This is a genomic window from Falsiroseomonas sp. (genome assembly GCF_030695085.1).
Classification (GTDB): domain Bacteria; phylum Pseudomonadota; class Alphaproteobacteria; order Acetobacterales; family Acetobacteraceae; genus Falsiroseomonas.
In genome coordinates this window covers 1-24,881 of record NZ_JAUYTS010000181.1, presented here as the reverse complement: position 1 = coordinate 24,881, position 24,881 = coordinate 1, and the positions used below count along the sequence as shown (strand labels likewise).

General features: G+C 72.4%; 15 protein-coding genes and 1 tRNA gene. 9 read left to right on the top strand and 7 right to left on the bottom strand.

The annotated features are described in order from the left end of the window. Positions 1-774, top strand: a 774-nt coding sequence (locus tag Q8S40_RS19805; RefSeq protein WP_305671773.1) for an isocitrate/isopropylmalate family dehydrogenase, incomplete at its 5' end; no start/stop codon positions are given. Here the strand turns inward: Q8S40_RS19805 and Q8S40_RS19800 are convergent. The 3 genes from Q8S40_RS19800 to Q8S40_RS19790 are packed head-to-tail and all read right to left on the bottom strand — an operon-like array spanning position 771 to position 10,967. After that, positions 771-3,656, bottom strand: a complete 2,886-nt coding sequence (locus tag Q8S40_RS19800) for a CHAT domain-containing protein (RefSeq protein ID WP_305671772.1) — start codon at positions 3,654-3,656, stop codon at positions 771-773. The genes Q8S40_RS19805 and Q8S40_RS19800 overlap by 4 nt on opposite strands. Continuing rightward, positions 3,656-9,217, bottom strand: coding sequence for a filamentous hemagglutinin N-terminal domain-containing protein (locus tag Q8S40_RS19795; RefSeq protein ID WP_305671771.1), 5,562 nt, complete (start codon positions 9,215-9,217; stop codon positions 3,656-3,658). Before Q8S40_RS19795 ends, Q8S40_RS19800 begins: the two co-directional genes overlap by 1 nt. 13 nt (positions 9,218-9,230) lie before the next feature. Next, positions 9,231-10,967, bottom strand: coding sequence for a ShlB/FhaC/HecB family hemolysin secretion/activation protein (locus tag Q8S40_RS19790; protein ID WP_305671770.1), 1,737 nt, complete (start codon positions 10,965-10,967; stop codon positions 9,231-9,233). 272 nt (positions 10,968-11,239) lie between these two features. On the opposite strand from Q8S40_RS19790, the gene selD reads away from it, so the two are divergent. From selD to Q8S40_RS19755, 7 genes are read left to right on the top strand one after another with little or no spacing between them, the layout of a single operon-like run. Further along, complete coding sequence (gene selD, locus Q8S40_RS19785; RefSeq protein WP_305671769.1) at positions 11,240-13,435, top strand: selenide, water dikinase SelD; 2,196 nt, start codon at positions 11,240-11,242, stop codon at positions 13,433-13,435. Then, the gene (locus Q8S40_RS19780) at positions 13,432-13,653 is read left to right on the top strand and encodes a hypothetical protein (RefSeq protein WP_304814994.1); all 222 of its coding nucleotides are present in this window, start codon (positions 13,432-13,434) and stop codon (positions 13,651-13,653) included. The genes selD and Q8S40_RS19780 overlap by 4 nt, the downstream gene beginning before the upstream one ends. Then, positions 13,650-16,817 (top strand): formate dehydrogenase, encoded by a 3,168-nt coding sequence (gene fdh / locus Q8S40_RS19775; protein ID WP_305671768.1) that lies wholly within the window; start codon positions 13,650-13,652, stop codon positions 16,815-16,817. The genes Q8S40_RS19780 and fdh overlap by 4 nt, the downstream gene beginning before the upstream one ends. A gap of 2 nt (positions 16,818-16,819) precedes the next feature. Continuing rightward, positions 16,820-17,713: a 4Fe-4S dicluster domain-containing protein gene (locus tag Q8S40_RS19770; RefSeq protein ID WP_305671767.1), complete on the top strand. Its 894-nt coding sequence runs from the start codon at positions 16,820-16,822 to the stop codon at positions 17,711-17,713. Beyond that, positions 17,710-18,615, top strand: a complete 906-nt coding sequence (gene nrfD, locus Q8S40_RS19765; protein WP_305671766.1) for an NrfD/PsrC family molybdoenzyme membrane anchor subunit — start codon at positions 17,710-17,712, stop codon at positions 18,613-18,615. The genes Q8S40_RS19770 and nrfD overlap by 4 nt, the downstream gene beginning before the upstream one ends. Continuing rightward, positions 18,612-18,914: a hypothetical protein gene (locus Q8S40_RS19760; protein WP_304815000.1), complete on the top strand. Its 303-nt coding sequence runs from the start codon at positions 18,612-18,614 to the stop codon at positions 18,912-18,914. Before nrfD ends, Q8S40_RS19760 begins: the two co-directional genes overlap by 4 nt. Continuing rightward, positions 18,911-19,723, top strand: a complete 813-nt coding sequence (locus Q8S40_RS19755; RefSeq protein ID WP_305671765.1) for a formate/nitrite transporter family protein — start codon at positions 18,911-18,913, stop codon at positions 19,721-19,723. Before Q8S40_RS19760 ends, Q8S40_RS19755 begins: the two co-directional genes overlap by 4 nt. Here the strand turns inward: Q8S40_RS19755 and Q8S40_RS19750 are convergent. From Q8S40_RS19750 to selA, 3 genes are all read right to left on the bottom strand, one after another. Then, positions 19,724-19,817: transfer RNA gene (locus Q8S40_RS19750), tRNA-Sec, on the bottom strand. Positions 19,818-19,823: 6 nt separating this feature from the next. Next, entirely contained in the window at positions 19,824-21,701 is a 1,878-nt protein-coding gene (gene selB / locus Q8S40_RS19745; protein ID WP_305671764.1) for a selenocysteine-specific translation elongation factor, read from the bottom strand. Then, complete coding sequence (gene selA / locus Q8S40_RS19740) at positions 21,698-23,044, bottom strand: L-seryl-tRNA(Sec) selenium transferase (protein WP_305671763.1); 1,347 nt, start codon at positions 23,042-23,044, stop codon at positions 21,698-21,700. The genes selB and selA overlap by 4 nt, the downstream gene beginning before the upstream one ends. A gap of 69 nt (positions 23,045-23,113) precedes the next feature. On the opposite strand from selA, the gene Q8S40_RS19735 reads away from it, so the two are divergent. Then, on the top strand, positions 23,114-23,551 hold the full coding sequence (locus Q8S40_RS19735; RefSeq protein ID WP_305671762.1) for a DUF1622 domain-containing protein: 438 nt from the start codon (positions 23,114-23,116) through the stop codon (positions 23,549-23,551). A gap of 981 nt (positions 23,552-24,532) precedes the next feature. Here the strand turns inward: Q8S40_RS19735 and Q8S40_RS19730 are convergent. Next, positions 24,533-24,881, bottom strand: a 349-nt coding sequence (locus tag Q8S40_RS19730) for a cytochrome c (RefSeq protein ID WP_305671761.1), incomplete at its 5' end; no start/stop codon positions are given.

Genomic DNA, 24,881 nt, shown 5'->3' with positions numbered 1-24,881 from the left:
GGCGTCCGCCCGATCCGCGCCATCCCCGGCGTGCCGCTGGCGCTGCGTGACCCGCGTGCCGAGAAGATCGACCTGGTGATCCTGCGCGAGAGCACGGAGGGCCTGTTCTGGGCCCGTGGCCGCGGCGAAATGATCGAGGATCGTGAGGCGCGGGACACCATGGTCATCACCCGCGCCACCACCGAACGCCTGGCGCGGTTTTCCTTCCGCCTGGCGGAGCGCCGCGCGGAGCGGCTGCGCCGGCCGCAGAAGGTGACGCTGGTGGACAAGGCGAATGTGTTCCTCAGCATGGCCTTCATGCGCCGCATCTTCGAGGAAGTGGCGGCCGAATTCCCCGACGTCCCCTCCGGCCACCACTACATCGATGCGATGGCGCTCGACCTGGTGCGGAGGCCCTGGGATTTCGACGTGCTGCCGATGGAGAACATGTTCGGCGACATCATCTCCGACCTCGGCGCCGGGCTGATCGGCGGCATGGGTTATGCGCCGTCTGCCGATATCGGTGACACGCACGCGGTGTTCCAGCCGAGCCACGGCACCGGGCCGGACATTGCCGGCAAGGGTGTGGCGAACCCCACCGCCATGCTGCTCTCGGCCGCGCTGATGCTGGACTGGCTCGGCACGCGCGGCGCAGGGCAGGCCTGGTCCGATGCGGCGACGGAGCTGGAGGCGGCGGTGGATGCCGCCTTCGCCAACGGCCTGCGCACCGCCGAATTCGGCGGCTCCGGCACCCGCGATGTGGCGGAGGCGGTGGCGGCGCAGATCGCCGCCTAAAGCGCCCCCAGCACCGCGAAGGGCGCCCATTCCGCCGGATGCGCGCCACCGCCCACCTGCTTCTGCGCCAGCTGCGCCTTGCGCAGCGCAACGGCCGGCGCATCGCCGTTCTGCATCGCCTCCAGCGTCAGCACGCCGACACGGGCGGCGGCGATGTCGTCCACGTACCAATGCGTCACCATCAGGGACCGCGCGCCGGCGAAGAAGAAGGCGCGGGCGAGCGTCGACAGGCTCTCCCCCGCCGCGATGCCGCCGCCCGAATTGCAGGCCGACAGCAGCACCAGGTTGGCATCCAGCTCCAGGTCGAGGATGGTGCCGGAGGTGATCAGCGCCTGCGCCGCATCCGGGCCCGCAGCGGCGGTGGAGGCGATGATGGCTGGCTCCGTCAGGCAGGCCAGGTCGCTCGGCAGCACGCCATGCGTTGCGAAATGCACCGTGCGGTAGGACCGCAGATCGGCTTGGCGCACCGCCGCCGCGGTGAAGGCCGCGCCGGTGCGGCGCGCGGTGGCGGGTGACCCGGTGACCAGGGCGGCCGCCTGCAACTCCACCTCCGCCCCGCGCAGCGCCTCCAGCGAGGCGAGCCCCTGGCCGCATTCCGGTGCGGCCGGAAAGCTGCGCGCGGCAAAGCTGGCGGGTACCGGCCGCGGCGCGCCGAAACCGATCCAGGGACGCGGCGCCTGGGAGGGTGCGACGCGGCGCAGCGCCACCAGGCTGGCCGGGGCCGGCAGGTGGGAGATCGGCAGCCGGTCCAGCAGGAACGCCGCGCCGACATGGCTGCGCGGCTGCGGCGGCGGCGCGGTGACCAGGATGCCATAGGGCAGCGACAGCATCGGCCCCTCCGCCACCGCCACCAGCGCCGTCGCGCGGCCCAAAGGCGCGGCAACGCCGGCGAACAGCGCCCGGTACAATTCATGCGCCGCGCTGGCATCGAAGGCCTGGCGGCCGGAGCCATCCTCCACCCCCGCCCGCACCCGCGCCACCAGCGCCGCCACCTCCGCGCCGTCGGCGCCCAAGGGCGCCGCGGTGATGGCGCCATCGAGCAGGACAAAACTCCAGCCCCGGCCCTGCGGCGGGATGGTGCTGAGCGCCAGCGCCTCCCCCGGCCGCAGCGCCGCCAGCACCTCCTCCGCGCTCGCCACGGATTGCACGAGCTGCGCGAAGCCGGGGGCGGCGGCCTGCACGATGGCGTCCGCCTGCGCGGCTTCCTCCGCGCCCTGCCCGATGCGGCGGTCGAAGGCGGCCAGTTCGGCAGCCGGCGCCCCTTCCGCCACCGCGGCATCGCGCGCCCGATACAACTGGACCAGCGCGCGTTCCGCCTCATCCTTGGCGCGCAGCGCGGCGGCGACCGCGGGGTCACGCGCCCCGGCCGTCAGCCGTGCCGCGGCGCTCGCGATCTGCGTGGTGGTGACGCTGCCCTGGGCCAGCTGCGCCGCCTCGAAGGCGGCATCGGTGGCGCCCTGGGCGATGAAGGCATCGAGGCAGGGCGCGATACGCTCCGCCGTGGTGCCCTCGCGCAGCGCGCGCAGCACCAGCACCGCCTCCTCGCACAGCGCCGCCACGGGGGTGCCGCCCTGGCGCTGCGCCGCCCGCAGCAGCAGCGTCTCGGCATAGGGGCGGGAGCGGGGCACGCCGCGGGCGAAGCGGGCGGCGGCGCGGGCGAAGCTGGCATCGGCACTGGCCAGGCGGCCGATGCCCGCCGCCGCCGCGCCATCCGTCCGCGCCAGCCGCGCGGCGATCAGATCCGCACCCTCCGCCCCCTGGGCCGCGCGCGCGAGGGATTGCGCGGCTTCGGCCTCTGCGGCGGATTCCGCGTAGCGGCCCTGCCGGCGCAGCACCGCGGCGCGGTTGCGCCTTGCCTCCACAAGCCCGACCAGGGCGCGCGATGCGATCGGGTCCACCGCCAGGCCGCCCAGGTCGAAGCCCGGCCCGCTGCCGGCCGGCGCGATGCGGCCGCTGCGCAGCTCCGGCGGGACCAGCGCGGTATACAGCACCGCGCCACGCTCCAGCCGTTCCAGTGCCGCCGCGTACTGGCCGCGATTGGCAAGGTGCAGCCCCTGGTAATGCGCCAGCATGGCCGGCGCCATCGGGTCCGCAGCGCGCGGCGCGAGTTCCGCCGCGCGGGCCAGCAGCGCCTCCGCCTCCGGATAGCGCCCCTGGTTGGACAGTTGCAGCGCCAGCAGCACCAGCGGCGTGAAGCGGCCGGAGGGATCGGCGCCCGGCACCCGTTCCTGCAAGGCGAGCGCGGCGCGATAGGCGGTTTCGGCGGCGACGAAGCGTTCCGCCTGGTTGGCGTCCCGGCCCACCGCCATCAGCTGTTCGAAGCGGCCGAGATCGCCAGTGGCGAAAGCCTCCCGCGCCAGGCGCGCCGCCATCTGGTCGATGGCATCGGAGGGCAGTGGCGCCGCCTCCGCGCCCAGCCGGCCGGAGAGCACGCCGATGGCGCGTTCGGCCGCCGGCAGCGCCGGCAGCACGCCATCCGCCTGCCAGACCCGGCCGCCGCTTTCCGCGGCCATGGCGAAGGCCGGCCAGCCGCCGACGCGCCGGCGGCACTCCAGCAACGCCGCCGGCTGCCCGCCCAGCACCCGGGTGGCGCGCGGCGCGCCGCAATCGAGCTGGGAGGCCAGGGCGGCGGACAGGCTGGTGGCGCCGGCCATCGCGTCCGGCGCGGCGATGCTGCGGATGCGGGCGCTCGGCGCGGTCCAGTCGCCGCAGAACACGTCCCCGCCATTGCCGCTGCGGGCCAGGCGGCAGGAATCCCCCGCCGGGGTCTGGCCGAGATCCACCATCGCCGCGCTCTCAGCCGAGGTGGCGACCAGGGCGGAGGGTGGCGGCAGGGTGCAGCCCGCCAGGGCGAGCAGCAGGAATAGCGGGGCCTTGCGCATCAGAAATCGCCTCCGCGGATGTTGGGCGGCGCCAGGTCTTCCGCCTCGCCACGATCGCGCGCGAAGCTGCTGGTGACATTGGGGGCGGAGGGCCGGGTCTGCGCCATCATCGCGGCCAGCGCCGCCGGGTCCAGCCCCTCGATCAGCGGCGCGGGGTTGTTGACGGCGGTCACGGCGCCTTCCGGCAGCGTGACGATCCCGGCGGCCGGCGGTGCCGGCGGCACCGGGGTCACGGACGGAATCCCGGGCGGCAGATCTGGCCCAACCGGAACCTCGGGCAGCACCGGAACTTCCGGCTCGCCGGGGCCCTCGGAGGGCGGCACGGGCGGTACCGCGCCGCACAGCGGCACGCCGATCGGGCAGCCATTGAACAGGAAGGCGGTCGGCTCCGGCGGGTCCGGCAGTAGCGTGCCGGAGGCACTGCTGCGCCGTCCCTCCGCCGCCGCCGGCCCGCCGGCGATGCTGGCAATGGTGCCGGTCAGCAACGCACCGCTGCCGCCGGAGACCTCCAGCGCCAGCGCGTCCAGCGCCCCGGTGGCGGCACCGCCACCACCGAGTTGCAGCAGCACCCGCGTGCCGCTGGCATCCAGCGTGGCGAAGCTGACACTGGGGGCGGCCACGCGCAGCAGGCTGCCGGTGGCGGTGCCGCCGAGGCTTGCCGTATTGGCCGCCTCCACGCCGATCTCCCCCAGCGCGGAGATCAGCCCGGCCACCGCCACATTGTCGCCGCGCAGCAGCAGGTCGCCGCCACGGGCGATGGCGGAGAAGCCGTTCACGGTCAGGAGGCCGGTGGCATCGAGGGTGGTGACGGCGCCGGTCGCGGTACCGTCGATCAGCAGGTCGCCCGCCTGGGTGATTGCGAGGGTACCGCCCGCCTGCAGGATGCGCCCGGGTGGCAGCGCCAGCAGCGGCGCCGTGTTGGCCAGCACGAAATCGCCGGTCCCGGCATCGAAACCCTCGATGCGCGCCAGCTGGTTCGCCCCCCCCAGCGTGGCGCCCGCCGTCGCGCGGCCGGACAGCGCGGCGGCGGTGATGCCGGTGCCGGCGCCGGGCGACTGCGTCAGCGTGCCGGTCACATCCAGCGCCACATCCTGCCCGGCGGCGTCCAGGCTTCCAGCCAGCAACAGGTTGCCCGCATTGCGGAAGCTCAAGCCGCCGCCGAGGCTGGACGCCCCCAGCACCGCGACTTCGTTCGCGCCCTCCAGCGCCACCACCCCTTCTGCGTTCAGCGACAGCAGCGGCGCGGAGATGCGGCCGGTGCCGGTGGCCTGGATGTCGAAGGCGGTGAGTGTCACGGCGTTGTTCGCCTGCAGCACTCCGGCAAGATTGATGTCGCTGGCCTGCAGCGTGATACCCGCGGCCGTGATGGTGCCGTCCACCGCCAGGAGACCGGCCTGGGTCACCACCACCGCGCCGTCCGCGACAACGCCGCTGGCCGCCGGCAGCGTCAGCAATGGCGTGGCGTTGTTCAGCACGAAGTCGAAGGCCCCGGCACTGAAGCCGTTGAGGAACGCCAGCTGGTTCGCGCCCCCCAGCGTGGCGCCGCCGGTGGCACTGCCGCCGAATGACGTAACCAGCAGCCCCGCACCTGGTGACTGCGTCAGTGCGCCAACCACATTCAGCGCCATGCTGAAGCCGGAGGCCTGCACCAGGCCATCCAGCAGCAGGTCGCCGCTATTGCGGAAGTCGATGTTGCCGCCGGTCACGACGCTGCCCAGCGCCGCCACCGTGTTCGCGCCGGACAGGGTGATGGGGCCGCCCGAGTCGAGATCCAGCCGCGCCGCGCGGACCCGCCCGGCTCCCGAAGCCTCGATGCCATCCGACGCGGCCAGCGCGGCCGTGCCATCCGTCTGGACCAGCCCATCCAGCAGCAGGGCGCCGCCGGTGCCAAGGGCAAGGCCGGCGCCGGCCGTGAAGTCACCCACGACGCCGAACTGGTTGCCGTCATTGGTCAGCGTCACCTGCCCGATGACTGTGCCGGTCAGCCGCGCCACATCGAGATCGGCGCCGGCAAGCTGCGTCACGCCGCCGAGGCTGCGCAGGTCCAGCGTGCCGTCCAGCGCCAGCGGGCCGCCGAAGCGCAGGCCCGCTGCCGTGGTTTCCGTCACGCCGCGGAAGGTGGCGGCGCCAAGCCGCAGGGTCGTCGCCTGGATTGCCGCGAACCCGTCCGGGGTCAGGTTCAGGCTGCCGGACTCCGGCGCGGGGAACAGCACGGCCATGTCGCCCGGCACCGCCGGTGCCACTTCCACCAGCCCGCCGCGGATGAAGCCGCCCGGCACCACGGCCAGGTCCCCGGCCCGCAGCGAGATGCGCCCGGCACCGGCATCGAGGCCGGCCGGGGCGCTGGCGCAGGCAGGGAAGCAGCTCGGCTCCGCCAGGCTCAGCGCCGCGTCCGTCCGCAGCCCGATATTGGCCGCGGCGATGATGCTGCCGGCCAGCAGGATCGGCGTGGCGCCATTGTCCAGCACGAAGTCACCAGGGATGGTGAGGCTGCCCAGGCTGCCGGTGATGGCGTTGCGCAGGCCGGCCTGGTCGCCGCCCCGGTCCAGAATGGCATCGCCGCCCGAAACCAGGCTCAGGCCCTGTCCGACCAGCCGGCCGCCGGTCTGCTGGATGCCACCCGTCCCGGCGCCAAGCGCCAGGGTGTTGAGACCGGCCGCATCGCCCAGCGTGCCCGCCAGCCGCAACCCGCCGGGCAGGTCCGTGGCTTCCGTCGCCGGGTTGAGGCCGGCCAATAGCTCCACCGCCGCACCGCCATCGGCGCGCACCAGGCTGCCGGCGGCCAGCGTCGTGTTGCCGCTGGCGCGCAACGCGACACCGCTGCCACCGCTGACGATGCCGCTGACCAGAAGGTCGCCGCCCTCGACATCGATGGTGGCGAAGGCGTCCTCCGCGACCATCGCCCCCGCCACCTCCAGCGAGGTGACGTTGCGAAGCCGCACCACATCGTTGAAGCCGCCGCCGACCAGTTGCTGCACCACGGCGATCTCATTGTCGCCATCCAGGCGAATGCCCGCTGGCGTCGTCGCATCCAGGCTGCCCACCAGCAGGCGCGAACCCTCCGCCTGGCTGATCCCGCCTGCACGGGAGCGCAGGGTGAAGCTGCCGCCGACGCGGATATCACCGGACAGACTGACCCCACCCTCCGCGCCGAGCGCCGTCAGGCTGAAATCGCCCGTCACATTGCTGGGGCCGAGGGCGCCGATGCGGTTGCCGTCCAGGGCCGCCGCCGGCGTCACCGCCAGCGCCGCGTCGCCCGGCGTGGTGACGCGAAGCTGCTGGCCGATGAAGATCCGCCCGCCGGTCTGCGCGATGCCGCCGGCCCCGGCGGTCAGGTCGAGGTTCAGCCCGCGAATCTGCGCACCACTGAGCAGGATGCCGCCGGCGCCGGCCGTCAGTTCCACGTCGTTCAGCCCGCCATCGCTGAAGAAGCCCTGGATGGTGCCGGACAGGCGCAGGGCGGCCGCGGCGGCGGCATCCGGCGCGCCGGAGGCGAAGTCGAAACCCGCGATCAGGCGCAGCCCGTCGCCCTCCACCCGTCCACCTTCCGTCACGCTGATGTCGCCGCTCGCGCGCAGCGTGGCGGCGAAGGGACCGTTGGCGGCGATCACCGCGCCATCCACCGCCAGGTCGCCACCATCGACATCGATGCGGAGCGTCGAGGCCTGCACCGTCGCCCCGGACGGGATGGTCAACGGCGCCGTGTTGCGGAACAGCAGCGTGCTGGCGAATTGATCGCCCAGGCTGCCGATCGCGTTGTCGCCCTGCAGATCCATCAGGTTGAAGCTGCCAGGAATGGAATCGGCGCCGCTGTCCAGCACGCCGCCGACGAAGCGCCCGGCGCCGGCCTGCACGATGTTGTTGCCGACGAAGCTTGGCGTCTGGAGGTTGATGCGCCCGCTCGCCGGCACCTGGGTCAGCGCGTTGATGGCGATCTGCGCGCCCGACAGCAGCAGCACCAGCGCCGGGTCCGGGTCCTGCAGGATCAGCGGTGCGTTGATGGTGAGGTTGCGACCCGCCACCAGCGCCAGCCCGCCCAGCGCCTTGGTCAGCGCGACCTCCACCGTCAGGTCCGCCGTCGCCTCCAGCCGCAGATTGCCGGCGAAGCTTCCGACCACGCCGGTGGCGAGGAAGGAATCATTGCCCTCGCCGCCGCTGAGCACGCCATCATTCAGCAGCGACGGGTCGATGTTCACCCGCGGATCGTCATCGGCGACGATCGACAGGAACACGGGATCGAGCAGGATGCTGCCCGCCGCACCCTGCGGCGCCGAAACATCGATGCCGCCGGTGATGGCGAGACGCCGCTGGCCGGAGACCTCGACGAAGCCGCCATCGCCGCCCTGCGGCCCGCCGCGCGCGGAAATCGCGCCGGCATGGGCGGTGACCTCGGTGGAATTGACCAGCACCTCGCCACCCGCACCGCGCTCCGTCGCGTCGGCGCGGATGGTGGCGCCGGGGGCGATGGTGGTGCGGCGCGCCATGCCGGGCGCGACCCGGCCGCGCCGGTCCGTGCCGAGCGCGACGCGGCCACCACCGGCGCGGCCCGATGCCTCGATGCGCGCGGTGCCGGTGACCGCCACGCGATCCGCCTGCGCGGAGACACTGCCGCCGGTGCCGCCCGGCTCCGGCGCATTGGCGGTGACCTCGCCTTCGATCCGCACGGACCCGCCCGTGCCACGCACCAGCACGCGGCCAGCCGCGGCACCGCCGGTACCATCCGCGGCGATGCGGCCGCCGGCGCGCACCAGGTCCTGCACGATGCCGTCGGCCGCCTGCGCCGTCAGCAGCACGGTGCCGCCGGGGGCGTCGATCAGGCCGGTATTGCTGACCAACGCATCGCCATTCGCGGGCGCCTGGCGCACCGGGCTGGTGAGTTCCAGCGAGAGCAGCCCGTCGCCATGCAGGTCGATCGTATGCGTATCCGCGCCGCCCAGCATCACGCGGCCCATGCGCGCGCTGATGGTGCCGCGATTGGCCACCTGCGGCGCCACCAGCGCGGCGAGGCCCGCTTCGCGCACCGAAATACTGCCCTGGTTCTCGATCCGCGCGCCGGGCTGGCCGGGGCGGTCGAAGGTCAGGCGGGGGCCACCGGCCATGAAGGCCTGGTTGCTGATATCGGCGGTGGAGATGATGACGGATTGCGCCTGGATCTGCGCGCCCTGCGTCACCAGCACGCCGGACTGGTTGACCAACGCGATCTGGCCATTCGCCGTCATCCGCCCGGCGATCACCGAAGGATCCGGCGCTGTCACGCGGTTCAGCGTGATGGAAGCGGCGGAGGGCTGCTGGAACTGCACCGTGTGGTCGCGGCCGATATTGAAGCTGCGCCAATCCACCACCGCGCGTTCGGAGGATTGCTGCACGCTGGTCAGCGCCGGGTTCTGCGCGATGCTGGCGCTGCCGGCGACCACCTGGCCGCCCTGCGGCCGCGCATCGGGCGCGATCTGCGCCACTGCGCCAGGGGCGCTCTGCGCCAGGGCCACGCCGCCGAGGATGGGCACCAAAGCCGTCCCGCAAAGCAGGGCGCTGCGCCAGTTCCGTGTGCGGGGTGCGGCCATGGCTTGGATCCCTTCAGAAACGGGCCAGGACGCGCCAGAACAGCGCATCCGCCTTGACCTCGGCGGCGCCGGGGTTGGGCCGGCGGGTCAGCCGGCGCACCCCCTCCAACTGCAGTTCAACCACCTCATTCACCGGCATCCGCACGCCCAGGCCGGTGGAGCGCAGCCGGCGGTCCGGGTCCTGGTCCTGGTTCTCCCAGGTCTTTCCATGGTCGTAGAAGGCATAGAAGGTGGGCAGCAGCCGCAGCGGCGTGCCCCAGGCCTCCGTCTCGAAGCTGGTGGTGAGCTGCAATTCGGCGGAAGCGGCCAGCGCGCGGTCGCCCGTCACCTCCCCGGCGTAGAAGCCGCGGCCGAGCCGGGCGCCGCCGAGGTAGAATTTCTCCGACAGCGGCAGGATGTCATCCGACCATTGCCCGGCCAGCGTGCCGACCAGCGCCACATCGGCGCCCGCCCAGGGCTGGAACAGCGCCTGGCGGCGGCTGACCTCGAAGGCCAGCTTGGTGAAATCCACCTGCGCGCCGAGCCGCGCCGCATCCGCATTGCCATTGCGTTCCGCACCCAGCGCCTCCAGCCCACGGGACGCCCGCAGCGTGGCGCTGTTGGCGGCGGGGAAGGCCTCGCCGAGCCACAGGTCGAAGCGCGCCCATTCGGCGCCGATCCGCAGCACCCGCAGCGAATCCCGGCTGAGCCGCGTGGTGCGGCCATTGGCGCCGTCGATCTCGATCTCGCTCTCGATCAGGTCGAACTGGCCGGTCAGCAGCAGGGATTCCGAGCGGCGGCGGATCAGCGGGTAGGACAGCGCCAGGCCCGCCGTCGTCGTCTCCCCCTCATAGCCGATGCCGCGCAGCGCGCCGGACGGCGTGGCGCGGCCCTGCCCGGCATAGGCCCGCGCGCGCAGGCCGGAGCCGCCGAGGAAGAATTCAGTCGAGGCCTGGCCGAAGATCTGCGTTTCGCCGGCGGCGCCGAACAGGATCAGCTCCGTCCGCTCGCCGAATTCGGTGAAGCTGTTGAACTGCACCGCGGCCAGCCCCTGTTCCGGCCCGGTCAGCCGGTAGGCGCGGTTGTCGGCGGTGACGTAGCCGGTGACGGGCCGGCGACTGACCTGCGCCACCAGCGTCAGCGCGCCGGGCGCGGTGCCGGCCGGGCGCAGCACGCTGCGGATCGCGACGCCGGGGATGTCCTGCGCCAGCAGCAGCGCGCGTTCCAGGCTGGCCACATCCAGCGCCGGGCGCAGGATCAGCCGGTTCAGGAAGCGCAGCACCTGGGTGCCGGCGGGGCCGATATCGCCCTCCAGCAGCACCTCCGTCACATGGCCCTCCGCCACCACCAGGCGGAGATTGCCCTGGGCGTCCAGTACCGCATCGACCGCGGTGAAGACGTAGCCCTCCTCCCGGTACAGGGAGACAATGGCCGCCCGTGCCGCCTCCACCGCCGCCAGCGGCACGGCGGGACCGGTCAGTCCCTCAGTCAGCGGCGCCAGCCGCGCCGGCGGCAGGGCGGTGGCGCCCTGGAGGGTGACGGTGCTGATCGCCAGCGTGCCGGCGGGCGCGGCGGCGGGGGCCGCGGGGGCGGTGCCGAGGCCGGGCCCGACCGGTGGGGTGGCGGGCGGCGCCAGGCGGGGGATCGGGGAGCCCTGCGGCGGCGCGGGCGGGGCCTGCGCCAGGGCGGCGCCCGCGGCCAGGGTGAGCCCGGTCAGCAGGGCGCAGCAGGGAAGGACAAGGAAGCGGGCGCGTCGTGCTGTACCGGTCATTCCCGTCCCGTCTCATGCCGAGTGTCAGGCGCCCCAATGGTTAACAGCTAGGCGACTCGAACGTGATTGCGAAGTGCCAAACTCGTGATTTGGTTTCGTTCTGTTGCGTCCCGCGTGCCGGCAAGCCGTTGTTTTGCAACCGCTGCGGTTTGCCGATCCGCCGACCCTTTCCCGATTGGCCACCTGTCAGCCCCTGCTGGCGTTGAACGCGGGCACCACCGCCGCGTTGGCTTCCGACCCCAGCATGGAGGCCGGGCGCAACAGGGAATGACATGCTGAACGATGTGCCGGTGGAGCGGGAGCTGGTGTTGCTGGGGGGCGGCCACGCGCATCTGGGCGTGCTGCGCCGCCTGGCCCGCCGCCCGGCACCCGCCGGCACCCGCGTGACGCTGGTGGCGCGGGAGGCGGAGGCCCTCTACTCCGGCATGCTGCCCGGCCTGATCGCCGGTCGCTTCGCCCCGCGCGACTGCACCATCGACCTGCCGCGGCTGGCGCGGGCCGCCGGGGCGCGCTTCCTGCGGGCCGAGGCGATGGGGCTGAACCTGCAGGCCGGGCAGGTGGATTTCGCCGAGGGCCGGCCGCCGCAGCGCTTCGACCTGCTGTCCTTGAACACCGGCGCCGCGCCGGCCCTGGCGCCCGGCGCCGCCGCCCATGCACTGCTGCTGCGGCCGTTCGACCGTTTCCTGGCAGGCTGGACGCAGTTGCTGGACCGCGCCGCGCGGCGCCCGCTTCGGCTGCTGGTGGTGGGTGGCGGCGCGGCGGGGCTGGAGGTGGCGCTGGCGCTGCGCCACCGCCTGGGCAACGGGGCGCGCATCGGGCTGGTCGGGCGTGGCGCGACACCCCTGCCCAGGCTGGCACCGCAGGCACGCCGCGCCGCCACGACGGCGCTGGCTGCCCGGCAGGTCGCCTGGCATGCGCATGCGGAGGTGGTTCGTGTGGCGCCGGATGCGCTGTGGCTGGCGGATGGCCACGCGCTTCCCTGCGATGCGGCGATCTGGGCCACTGGCGCGGCGCCGCCCGGCTGGCTGGAAGCGAGCGGGCTGGCGCGCTGCCCGCAGGGCTTCGTCGCGGTGGATGCGGCGCTGCGCAGCCTGTCGCATCCCAGCGTCTTCGCTGCCGGCGACCTGGCCAGCGTGCTGCCCCATCCGCGCCCGCGGGCCGGCGTTTTCGCGGTGCGGCAGGGCGCACCGCTGGCGCAGAACCTGCACCGCGTGCTGGCCGGCCAGGCGCCGCGCCCGTTCCGGCCGCAGCGGCGGCATCTGGCGCTGGTCTCCACCGGCGATACGGCGATCGCCGACTGGGGCGGCGCGGTGGCGAATGGCCGCTGGGCGCTGCGGCTGAAGGATGCGATCGACCGCCGCTGGATCGGCATGCAGGACCGGATGCCGGCCATGCCGAAGCCGCCGGCACCCGCCGCGCCTGGCCCGATGCGCTGTGGCGGCTGTGGCGCCAAGCTGGCCGCGCCAGTCCTGGCGCGCGTGCTGGCGGCGTTGCCGCGGGCCGCGGCCTCGCCCGCTATCGTCACGGGGCTGGACGCGCCGGACGATGCCGCGCTGCTGCGCCTGCCCACGGCGCCGGGCCGCCTGCTGGTGCAGACGGTGGACATGTTCCGCGCCCCGGTGGACGACCCCTTCCTGTTCGGCCGCATCGCCGCCACCCATGCGCTGGGCGATATCGCCGCCATGGGCGCCGAACCCCGCGTGGCGCTCGCCATCGCCGCCCTGCCCCCGGCAGCGGAGGCGGTGCAGGAAGCGGATCTGCTGGCCATGCTGCGCGGCGGGCAGATGGTGCTGGAGGCAGAAGGCGCGCGCCTGGTCGGCGGCCACACGGCGGAGGCGGCGGAGGCCATGCTCGGCTTCGCCATCACAGGTGAGGTGGCTGCCGATGCGCCGCTACGCCGCGGGGGGCTGCGGCCAGGCGACGTGCTGATCCTGACCAAGCCGCTCGGCACCGGCACGCTGCTCGCCGCCGCCATGGCCGGCGCGGCGCGGGCGGATTGGGTGGATGCGGCCCTGCGGCAGATGCAGCTGAGCCCCTTGCCCGCCGCGCGCCTGCTGGCGGCCCATGGCGCCACGGCCTGCGCCGATGTCACCGGCTTCGGACTGCTCGGCCATCTGCTGGAACTGCTGCGCGCCTCCGGCGCCGCGGCACGGCTGGACCCGGAGGCGGTGCCGGCGCTGGAGGGGGCGGAGGCGATGCTGGCGGCCGGGCACCTCAGCACGCTTGACCCGGGCAACCGTGCCGCCGCGGTGCCGGACCTGATGGGCAGCACGCCCCGGCTGGGGCTGCTGCTGGACCCGCAGACGGCGGGCGGCCTGCTGGCGGGCATACCGGCGGCCCGGGCCGGCGCCTGCCTGGCCGCCTTGCGCGCGGCTGGCAGCATGGCGGCGGCCATCGCCGTGGTTGAAAAAGGACCCCCGAACATTCGCCTGGAACCCGGATGCGTGAACGGAGTTTCATCTGCATGAGGCATTCCGCAACCGGGACCGTGCTGTACGCCCAGGAAGGCCGCTTCCGCCTGCTGACGGCGGAGGGGCGCGGGTTGCTGTTCATCCTCGCCCATGATTCCGCCGTGCAGTCGCAGGATCTGCCCGGCTTCGTGAATTGCCAGGTTCGCGTCAGCCACAGCGCCGCGCCCGGCCTGCGCGCGCAGATCGCCCATGACATGCAGGAGACCGCGTCATGACGAAGCCACCCGCACGCCGCATCGCGCGCATCGTCAAGGACTGGTCCGTGCCGCGGCAGATCGCCGGCGCGCCGCATCGTGGCAAGGCGGCGGAGAGCGAAGCCTCCCGCACCCTGCGACCGCGGCTGGAACAGGCGGACAAGGTCGGCACCTCGATCTGCCCCTACTGCGCCGTCGGCTGCGCGCAGCTGGTCTATGCCAAGGACAACCGCCCGATCCACATCGAGGGTGATCCGCGCAGCCCGATCAACCAGGGTACGCTCTGCCCCAAGGGCGCGGCCACCATGTCGCTGCTGACCAGCCCGGCGCGGCTGGACCATTGCCTGCATCGCGAACCCGGCGGCACCACCTGGCGCCGCGTGAAGCTCGACTGGGCAATGCAGCGCATCGCGGAGCTGACGAAGCAGACGCGGGATGAGGGTTTCGTCAGCCACCTGCCGGATGGCACGCGGCTGAACCAGACGCTGAACCTTGGCTCCCTCGGCGGCGCCACGCTCGACAACGAAGAAAACTACCTGATGAAGAAATTGTTCTCGGGGGGCCTCGGCATGGCCTTCATCGAGAACCAGGCGAGGGTCTGACACTCCTCCTCGGTGCCCAGTCTGGGTGCCACCTTCGGCCGGGGCGCGGCGACGCTGCCCCAATGGGACCTGGCGCGCGCGGATTGCGTGCTGATCATGGGCTCCAATATGGCCGAGAACCATCCGATCGCCTTCCGCTTCGCCATGCAGGCCAGGCAGAACGGCGCCACCATCATCCACGCCGATCCGCGCTTCACGCGAACCAGCGCGATGGCGGATATCTACGCGCCGCTGCGCGCGGGCAGCGACATTGCCTTCCTCGGCGGCATCATCCGGCATGTGCTGGAGAACGATTTGTGGTTCCGCGACTTCGCGCTGCCCTACACGAACCTGTCCACCATCATCGACGAGGACTACCAGGGGCCGGAGGAACTCGCCGGGATGTTCTCCGGCTGGTCGGAGGAAACCAAGCGCTACAGCCCGACGAGCTGGCAGTATGAGGGGCTGATGGTGCCCTCATCCCTCGCCGAGAGCTTCCTGGAGGCCGAGGGTTTCGCCGAGGCAACGAAGCGGCTGCATGACGGGCCCACACCGAAGGACCCGACCCTGCAGCATCCGCGCTGCGTCTACCAGATCCTGAAGCGCCACTTCGCCCGCTACACGCCGGAGATGGTGGAGCAGGTGACGGGATGCCCGCGGGAGACCTTCCTGCAGGTGGCCGATGCCATGGCCCGCAACAGCGGCCGCGAACGCACCGGCACCATCTGCTACGCCGTGGGCTGGACGCATCACAGCACCGGCGTGCAGATCATCCGCGCTTCCGCGATCCTGCAAGGGCTGCTCGGCAATGTCGGTCGCCCGGGTGGCGGCATCCTGGCGCTGCGCGGCCATACCAGCATCCAGGGCAGCACGGATATCCCGACGCTGTACGACATGCTGCCGGGCTACATGCCGCAGCCGCATGCGATGAAGCCGCATGGCAATTTCGCCGACTACCTGGAAGCCGAGACCAGCCCGACCGGCTGGTGGAACAACTTCCCGAAATACGCCACCAGCCTGATGCGCGCCTGGTATGGCGATGCGGGCACGAAGGAGAACGGCTTCGGCTTCGACTTCCTGCAGCGAATGACGGGTGACCATTCACAGCTGCCGATGACGGTCGCGATGCGCGACGGCATCATCAAGGGGCTGTTCGTCATGGGGCAGAACCCCGTCGTCGGTGGCAGCAACAGCCGCCTCGTGCAGCGCGGCCTGGCCAAGCTGGACTGGCTGGTGGTGCGCGACTTCGCAGAGACGGAAACCGCGAATTTCTGGCGCGACGGCCACATCATCCGCGATGGCGAGATGAAGCCCGAGGAGATCGGCACCGAGGTCTTCCTGATGCCCGCATCGCTCTCCGGCGAAAAGGCCGGCAGCTTCACCAATACGCACCGGCTGATCCAGTGGCACGACAAGGTGGTGGATGCGCCGGGCGAGAGCCGTTCCGAATTGTGGTTCACCTACCACCTCGGCCGTTTGCTGAAAGAGGCCTATGCCACCAGCACGCGGGATGAAGATCGCCCGATCCAGGCGCTGACTTGGGACTACCCGGTGGATGGCGAGGGTGAGCCGGATGCGGAGGCCGTGCTGCGTGAGATCAACGGCTATACCTGGCCGGAGAAGACGCAGATCAGCGGCTTCGCGGACCTCAAGGATGATGGTTCCACCGCCTGCGGCTGCTGGATCTATAGCGGCGTGTTTCCGGAGGCCGGCAAGAACCTCTCCCGCGCACGCAAGCCGGACGGTCCGGATGGACCGGGCACGCATCTCGGCTGGGGCTTCGCCTGGCCGGACAACCGCCGCACGCTGAACAACCGCGCCTCCGCCGATCCCGTAGGCGAGCCCTGGTCGGCGCGCAAGAAGCTGGTCTGGTGGGACGCGGCGGCGGAGAAGTGGGACAGCCCGGACAAGGTCGATTTCCCGCCCGACAAGCGCCCGGATTTCGAGCCGGATTGGGACAGCAAGCCGGCCGGCATCAAGGCGCATCGCGGCGACCAGCCCTTCATCATGCTGCCCGACGGCGTCATCGGCCTGTTCGTGCCGAGCGGCCTGAAGGATGGCCCGCTGCCGGCGCATTACGAGCCGATCGAAAGCCCGGTGCACAACGCGCTTTATGCCCAGGATGCGAGCCCGGCGGCGAAGCGCTGGGAACACGGCGACAACCCGCTGCATGAAACGGATGACCCGCGCTACCCGCATGTGCTGACCACCTACCGCCTGACGGAGCACCATGCCGGCGGCACACCGACGCGCAGCGTGGCGACGACGGCGGAATTGATGCCGGAGGGGTTCTGCGAGATTCCGACCGAGCTCGCCCTCGCACTCGGCATCCGCAACACCGAATGGGTGGTGCTGTCCACGGCGCGGGGGGAGGTGGAGACGCGGGCGCTGGTGACGGATCGGCTGCGTCCCTTCCGCCTCGGCAACCGCCTAGTCTGGCAGCTCGGCATGCCCTGGCATTTCGGTTGGGAAGGTTTTGCGACGGGCGACATCGCGAATGTGCTGACGGCGGTCGTCGGCGACGCCAATACCGCGATGCATGAAAACAAGGCGCTGACCTGCGCGTTGCGACCGGGCCGCATCGCCCGCGGCGGAGGGTCCTGAGCATGGATGGCGGCCTGGCGCATAAACGTGTGCACCAATACACGGATCTGGACCCGCAGGAGCCGATCCCGCAGGAATCGGAGATCACCGCCGGCTGCGTCATCGAGCCCGGCCGCAGCTACGGCTTCTTCACCGACACCACGCTCTGCATCGGCTGCAAGGCCTGCGAGGTGGCCTGCAAGGAATGGAACGGGCTGCCTGCCGAGATCGGCCCGATGACCGGGCACAGCTATGACAATACCGGGGAGCTGAACGCCAGCACCTGGCGCCACGTGACCTTCAAGGAGAAGGTGGCGGACGCGACCGCCATGCCGCCCTATCAGTCCAACTGGCTGATGATGTCCGATGTCTGCAAGCATTGCAGCCCGGCGCCCTGCCTGGAGGCCTGCCCCACGGGGGCGCTGTTCCGCACGGAATTCGACACCGTGGTGGTGCAGCAGGATATCTGCAATGGATGCGGCTATTGCGTGCCGGCCTGCCCCTTCGGCGTGGTGGAATTGGCCAAGGAAGACGGCAAGGCCCATAAATGCACGCTGTGCTACGACCGCCTGAAGGGCGGGCTGGAGCCCGCCTGTGCGAAATCCTGCCCGACCGACAGCATCCAGTTCGGCGAACTCGGCGACCTGATCGCGCGGGCCGAGATGCGGGTCGAGCAACTGCACGAACAGGGTCAGCCGAAGGCCTATCTGTACGGCACGCCGGATGCGCCGGGCACCGGGCCGGGGCTCGATCGCCTGAACGCCTTCTTCCTGCTGACGGAACAGCCGGAGGTCTACAACCTGCCACCGCGCCCGAAGCGCCCGGGCCGCAATTCGGCGCCGTCCTTCCTGACCGGCCTCGCCACCATTGCCGGGCTGGCGGTGGCCGCGGTGATGATCGGAGTGGGACGGCGATGAACGAGTGGAATGGCGAGACTTATCACGGCCGTCCGGTCACCAAGGCCAGCAGCTTCGATTGGAAAGTCTCCACCTATATCTTCATCCTCGGCATCGCCGGCTCCGCGCAGATCATTGCCGGCGTGGCCAACCGGGACAGCGGCCTGGCGCGGCAGGCGCGGTGGCTTGCGCTAAGCGGTTCGATCCTCGGGCCGCTGATCCTGATCCGGCACCTGAAGACGCCGTCTCGCTGGTACAACATGTTGCGCATCGCACGGCCGACCTCGCCGATGTCGATGGGGTCCTGGCTGCTGGCGGCCTTTGGCGGCCTCTCCGCGCTCAGCGTGGTGGGGGATCTGTTCGGTCGCCGCTGGCCCTTCGCGCGCCGCGTCGCGGATACGGCCCAGGGGCCCGCCGCGATGGCCGGGGCGGGGATGAGCGTCTACACCGCATCGCTGCTGTCCTCCACCAGCACACCGCTCTGGGCCGCCGCGCCGACGCCGCTCGCCGCGCAATTCGGCAGCGCCGCAATGGCCGGTGCGGCCTCCGCCCTCGCGCTGCTGCAACGCCGCGACGGGCAGGATGACGTGGCACGGCGCCTCGAACGTTTGGCGATGCTGGCGGGCGGGGTTGAGGCGGTTTCCGCGCAGGCCGCCAAGGCGCAATGGGCGCGGGCCGGGATCGAGCCGGCGAAGAAGCCGGCCGCGATGATCGAGGGCGGCGGCACCATCGCCGGCTTCCTGCTACCCTTCGCCGCTCAGGCGCTCGGCCGCGCCATCGGTGGCCGCGCCGCGACGCTGATGCCGGAGGCCGCCTCCATCGCCATGCTGCTCGGCAGTGCCACCATGCGTCACGGCGTGCTGCTGGCCGGCAATGAAAGCGCCAAGCGGCCGCAGGATGTCTTTCGGACGACGCAGCGATGAGCATGGAAGCCGAAGCCCGCCACGCGGCACTCGCATCACTGGACCGGCTGATTGCCGTCTCGCCACCCGCCACGGTGGAGGAAGCGATGCAGGCGCTGCGCTGCGTCGTCGCATTGCGCGATATCCTCGTGGCGGAACGGCGCGCGAAGGGCGCGACACCGGCGCTTGATGCGCGGCTGTCCTGCATCAATGCGGTGCTGAGCCTGACCTGGTCGGGCGCGGTGCCGATCATGGGCTTCCGGCGCGAAAGGCTGGAACAGGCGCGCACGGCGCTTCAAGGCAGTGAGGCCATGGCATGAGCGACGCACAACCGGGCGACATCCGCCCCCCGAAGAAGATCGCCATCGCGACGCGGCAGAAGGGCAAGACCAAGGCCGGGCTGGATGCGCCCGTGCTGCTGATGCTGGCGCTTCTCGCCGGCGCCTATGTCGCCTTCGGGGGCCTGTTCGCGATGACGGCGCTGGCCGGCACGAGCGATGTGGTACCGCATGGCCCGGCGCAGGTGCTGGCCGGGGTCGTCTTCGCGCTCGGCCTGATCCTGGTGCTGCTGGGCGGGGCGGAGCTGTTCACCGGCAACACGCTGCTGGTGGTGGCCTGGGCCGAAGGCCGCGCCGGCTTCGCGCCCATCCTCTGGGCGCTGCTGCTGGCCTATATCGCCAATCTCGTCGGCTCCGTCGCCATCGTCTGGCTGGCCTATGAGGGTGGGCTGCATGAGGCGGGAAATGGCGCGGTCGGCGCCGCGGCGCTGGCGACGGCCACGCGCAAGGTGCAGCTCGATTTCTGGCCGGCACTGGCGAGTGGCATCCTGGCGAACATGCTGGTCTGCCTGGCGGTGTGGCTCGCCTTCGGGGCCCGCAGTGCGGCGGACAAGGTGCTGGTCATCATCCCGCCGATCGCCGCCTTCGTCGCCATGGGCTTCGAACATTCGGTCGCCAACATGTCGCTGATCCCCTTCGGCTGGCTGGTGCAGGGTTCGGCGGGGCCGATCGACCTGGGCAGCTTCGTGGGCAATCTCGTGCCGGTCACCATCGGCAACATCATCGGCGGGGCCAGCATCGGCCTGGCCTATTGGTTCGCCTATCTGCGGCCGCAGGAGGATACGGAGTGATGGCGGAGGCGGATGGGAATCGAACCCACCATCCGGGTTGAGCGGACCAACGGTTTTGAAGACCGCGGGGGCCACCAGGCCACCAGTCGCCTCCGTCGCTTCAAGCGCCCAATGGGCGTACTGGTTCCGTGACGATGTAACGCCGGTCGCCATCGCGCCGTGTCAGCCCCTCCGCATCCAGCCGCTCCAGCAGCGGCACCGCGAAGCGGCGCGAAATGCCGAGCAGGCGTCCACATTCGCCGACCAGGAAACCGCTTGGGCTGTCTGCGAAGTTGTCGCGCAATCTCTGCCGCGCCACAGCCAGCGCGTTGCGATGGAAAAGAACCTCGCGCTTCTGCACCGCATCCGGCGCGCGGATCAGATGCTCCCGGCGCAGCAGCAGGGCCACGGCCTGTGCGCGCGGGCGCTGGCCGCCGATCACCGTCGACGCATCGGGCGGTGCCAGGCCGCCGTTGCGGAAGGCGTCCTCCACCGCATCCAGCAGCGCGCGCGCCGCCGGCGGCAGCAGCGCCAGCGGGTCCAGCCCGCGCCGGGTGAAGCGCCCGGCGGCCAGGTCCAGCGTGCCCGACGCAACCAGCCGTGCCAGCAGCGCCTCCACCGGCGCTGCCCGCGGCAGCGCGGCGCGCAGCGCGGACAGGGCAGGCCCGGGCGCCGTCGGGTCCTGGTGCTGCGCCTGTTCCACCGCCGCCACCGCCGCGGCTTCCAGCGCGACATGAACCTCCCGGTGCAGCAGCAGGTCGCCGGTCAGCCGTACCGCATCGGGCAGGTCCAGCGCCTCCGGCAGCAGACCCGCGACGCGCGCCAGGGCGGCCGTGGCCGCGCCCTGCGGTCCCGCGGCCTGCAATCGTAGCGCCGCCGCGGCAATCGGCGTGGCGGCCTGCATCGCATGCAGCAGCGGCGCGTCGCGCGTGGAACGGCGCGGCGCCGCCGGGTCCAGCACCACGCCGCCGCCGATGGTGCGCGGCGGGGATGCGGTGCGCAGCACGAAACGCTCCCGCGCCGGGACCGCCAGCGGCGCATCCAGCCGAAGCTGCGCGACGGCGCTGGTGCCGGGGGCCAGCAGCGCGTCCTCCAGCAAATGCAGCCTGGCACCCACCTCCGTCGTGCCGACCAGCAGGCGCAGCACCTCGCCCCGCCGTACGGAGGCAGGGGCGGATGCCAGCAGCATGACCTGCGCATCCAGCCGGCGCGATTCCGCCAGAAGCCCCGGCGTGGCGAGCGCGCTGCCCAGCGGCACCTCCGCCGGCGTCACGCCGCGCAGCGCCAGCGCGGTGCGCCGGCCCGGCTGCGCCTGCGCCACGGCCTGGCCGTGCAGTTGCACGCCGCGCAGCCGGGTCCGCTGGCCGCCGGGCCAGATCTCCACCTCATCCTCCACCGCCAGCGACGCACGGCGCAGCGCGCCGGTGACCACGGTGCCCACGCCGGGGCGGGAGAAGGCGCGGTCCACCGGCAGCCAGGCGCCCATCCCGGTGGCCTCGCGCGGCCGCGCCAGCAGGGCAAGCTGCGCCTTCAATTCGTCGATGCCTGCGCCGTCAACGGCGGAGGTCATGACCACCGGCCAGCCGCCCAGCCCGAGCCGTACCAGCAGCGCCCGCGCCTCGGCCGCGGCGTCATCGCCGGGCGCCAGATCGCAGCGGGTGATGGCAACCACGCCCCGCGTCAGGCCCAACAGCGCCGCCACCTCGGCATGTTCGACCGTCTGCGCCCGCACGCCCTCCCGCGCATCGATGCAGAGCAGCGCCGCCTGCATGGCCGTGGCGCCCGCGATCATGGTGCGCAGGAAACGCTCATGCCCCGGCACATCCACCAGGTCGATCTCGGCATCTTCCTGCACCAGCCGGGCGAAACCGAGCGCGATGGAAATGCCGCGCGCCTTCTCCTCCGGCAGCCGGTCCGTCTCGATGCCGGTCAAAGCGCGCACCAGTGCGGTCTTGCCGTGATCCACATGGCCGAGCACGCCAGCCAGCACGCTTCTCATGCCGCCGCCCGCAGCGCGGCGGCGAGGGCCGGCAGTTCCGTTTCCGCCACGGTGCGCAGGTCCAGCAGCAGCCGGTCCGCGGCAATGCGCCCCATCACCGCCGGCCGGCCGAGCCGCAGCCGCCGCGCCAGCGCCTCGGCCGGGCCGTGCAGCGCCAGCAATTGAGTGGGCAGTTCCGTCGCGGGCAGCGATCCGCCGCCGACCAGGGAGGTGCCCGGCATGATCTCCGCGAACCCCTGCGGCAGCAACGCCAGCAGGCGGGCGGCGCGGGCGCCGATCTCCTCCGCCGTGGCGGCCAGCATATCCAGCGTGGGCACCGCCTGGCGCAGCGCGGCGGCGTCGCGATACAGGCGCAGCGTCGCCTCCAGCGCGGCGAGCGTCAGCTTGTCGCAGCGCAGCGCCCGCATCAGCGGGTGGCTCGCCAGCCGCGCCACCACCGCCGCGCGCCCGAGCAGCAGCCCCGCCTGTGGGCCGCCCAGCAGCTTGTCGCCGCTCGCCACCACCAGGTCGAAGCCGTGCGCCACAGCCTGCCCCAGGGTGGGTTCCGCCGGCAGGCCGTGGGCGGACAGATCCACCAGCGCGCCGCTGCCGAGATCCACCACCGACAGCAGCCCGCGTGTCCTCGCAAGCGCGACCAGCGCTCGTGGTTCCACCATGGCGGTGAAGCCGATCTGCGAGAAATTGCTCTGATGCACGCGCAGCAGCAGGCGGGTCTCCGAACCGATGGCGGCTTCGTAGTCGGCCAGGCGCGTGCGGTTGGTGGCACCCACCTCCACCAGCCGCGCGCCACCCTGGCGGATCACGTCCGGGATGCGGAAACCGCCGCCGATCTCCACCAGCTCGCCGCGCGAGACCACCGCTTCCCCGCCCGCGGCCAGGGCAGACAGTGCCAGCAGCATGGCGGCGGCGCCGTTGTTCACCACCAGCGCGGCCTCCGCCCCGGTGAGTTCTGACAGCAGGGTGCTGCAGGCGGCATGGCGATGGCCGCGGCGGCCGGTCTCGAGATCCAGTTCCAGGTTGCAATAGCCCGCGGCCTCCGCCGCCACCGCATCGCGTGCCGCCTGCGGCAGCGGTGCCCGGCCGAGATTGGTGTGCAGCACCACGCCGGTGGCGTTGATGACGCGCCGCAGCCCGGGCCGCGCCGCCGCCGCCAGCGTGGCCCCAGCCGCCGCGAAGGCATTTTCGGCGACGAAGGGCGCACCCTGCCCGCGCAAGGCCGCCAGATGCGCGCGCAACGCCCCGGCCACCGCGGCGCGCGGATGCTGTGCGCAAAGCGCCAGTGCCTCGGGCTGGTCGAGCAGCCGGTGCAGGGCGGGCAGGGCGCGCGGGTTGCTGGCATCCATTCCGGCTATGACGAAAAACCCGCGCAACGGTTCCCGCAACCATTCCCCGCCTGGCCGCTTTATCTGGCCATGGCGGATGATGACCCCGGGGCCTGGGTAGGCATGATGGCGAATTGGGTGGCGGCGGGGCTGGAGCTGGCCGGCATCCTGGCGCTGCTCGCCGGTGTCGTGGTCACCAGCTTCCTGTTCCTGCGCGCCGGGCTGCGGGGCGGCGCGCCGGGTTGGGGGGAGGCCTTCATCCCCTATCGGGCCAATCTCGGCCGGGCGATCCTGCTCGGGCTCGAATTGCTGGTGGCGGCGGATATCGTCCACACCGTCGCCGCGCCGATGACGCTGGAGAAGGTGGCCACCCTCGGCCTGATCGTGCTGATCCGGACCGTGCTCAGCCTGTCGCTGGAGGTGGAGATCGAAGGCCGCTGGCCCTGGCGGCGGCATGGGCCGGAGCCGGAGCCCCGTGAGCCCCGGGCGGTTGAGCCCCGTTCGAAATCCGTGCCGCCGCGGCAGTAGACAGGCCGGCGCGTTCCGCCCGCCACCACAGCCCGAAGGCCAGGCTGAGACCGGCCAGTACCACCGCATCCAGCCAGATTGCAGGCTGCGCCAGCGGCGCATCCGGCCGCACCACCCACCACAGATGCGCGGCGAACTGCACCAGCAGCAGCCAGCACACCACGACCATGCGCCAGCGCCCATGGTCCGGCGGCGCGGCCAGCGCGATGGCCAGCAGCACGGCCGGCAGCGCCACGCCCAGTTGCAGCCAGCGCCATTCATCCAGCCGCCGCAGGTACCAGGCGGCCTCCTCCGGCAGGTCTGCCATCCACACCACGATGAACTGGGTGAACCACAGCCACAGCACGGCCAGCGCCAGCGTCAGCAGCGCCCGTTCCAGCCCAGGCAGGCCTTCCGAATCCGGATGGGTGCGCGCGGCCAGGATCGCCGCCGCCAGCGCCGCGGCCAGCCCGGCCACCCACATCGAGAAGCCCTGCAGGCTGGCATACCAGGTGGGGTCGCGGGACAGCACCCAGTCGAAGCCGGCCAGGGTGGTGGTCGGCAGCAGCAGCACCAGTGCCAGCACGGAAAGCCGCGGATGCGGCCCCGGCCGCGCCAGGCGCCAGCCGAGCAGCGCCCAGACCAGCAGGCAGGCCACGCCGCGCAGCCGAAAGAACCAGGGCTGCAAAAGGGCCGCGCGCGGGCTGTCCGAGGGCAGCGTGGGGTCGGTGGCCCAGGGGTAGAGATGTTCCGGCACCAGCAGCACGGGCAGCGCCATCAGCGCCAGCAGCGGCAGGCTGCGCGCGGCGGCTTCCAGCGGCAGGCGCACCGGCGCCAGCCAATCCTCCCGCAGCAGGTGACCGAGCGCCAGCACGCCGACGGCGCCGACGGCGATATGGGCCCAGAGCACGAAACCGGTGAGCCACGCCTCCGCCAGCGCCGGGCCGCCGAACACCACCACCGCCAGCGCGGCAACGCCCAGGCCAAGGCCTGCCGCGATCCTCATGGCACCAAACGCTCCACGAAACGGGCAATGGCCCAGCGATCCGAAGGTGAGAGGCGGTCCGCGAAGGGGTGCGCGCGGGCGTGGTTGGCTTCGATCACGGCCATGCTGCGCGCAGCCTCCGCCGGCAGGGGTGGCGGTGCGGGGAAGCCCTGCGCCACCGCGCGGCCATCGCCCGCACCGGCAGGTCCGTGGCAGATTGCGCAATAGATGAGGTAGCGGTCGGCACCGCGCGCCAGCAGCGCCTCCGTCACCGGCGGGCCGGGCGGTGCCAGTGCCTGCCGCCAGGCCGCATCGCCCTGCGCCACCGCACCGGGCGGCGGCGGGGCGGGGGGCGCGGCGGGCGTG